Source organism: Kosakonia sp. H7A, from assembly GCF_003028445.1.
In the GTDB taxonomy this organism is placed as follows: domain Bacteria; phylum Pseudomonadota; class Gammaproteobacteria; order Enterobacterales; family Enterobacteriaceae; genus Kosakonia; species Kosakonia radicincitans.
In genome coordinates this window covers 1-524 of record NZ_PYTZ01000070.1, presented here as the reverse complement: position 1 = coordinate 524, position 524 = coordinate 1, and the positions used below count along the sequence as shown (strand labels likewise).

At 58.0% G+C, this 524-nt stretch carries 1 pseudogene; it reads left to right on the top strand.

Features of this window, described 5'->3' with window-relative positions:
• Positions 1-104: 104 nt before the first annotated feature.
• Positions 105-524, top strand: a pseudogene (locus tag CWM66_RS28220) (hypothetical protein); the annotation flags it as partial.

Here is a 524-nt window from a genome sequence, read left to right as displayed (position 1 = left end):
TCACAGATCTAGCCCTTCGGCTTGCCAAGCCAGACGGAGTGGTGGCGTACCTTACCCCCACGTCATTCCTGGGTGGACAGTACTTCAAGGAGCTTCGACGCCTGTTGTCCACCGAGGCACGCCCGATCGCTTTCGACCTCGTGGCTGACCGTGACGGGGTGTTTGATGATGTTCTCCAAGAGACCCTTCTGACCACCTATCGTGTGGGGAAAGGAAAAGGTGCGGCCACCGTTTCTCTGGTTGTGCCCAAGGGCCTCAACGCGGCTGCCGTTCATCGCCTAGGGACCGTTACCATAGGTTCTTCTGGTGACCCCTGGCTCCTTCCTCGGACCGAAGCCGATGCGACGTTCATGGACACCATGGCTGGCATGGAAACCCGTCTGTTGGATATCGGTTATGCAGTATCAACGGGGCCGTTGGTTTGGAACCGGCACAAGGATCAACTGCGAACAACGAAGGCGAAGGGGCTGCTCCCCATCATCTGGGCTGAGAGTGTGACTGGTGATGGATTTTCCTTCGCCGCT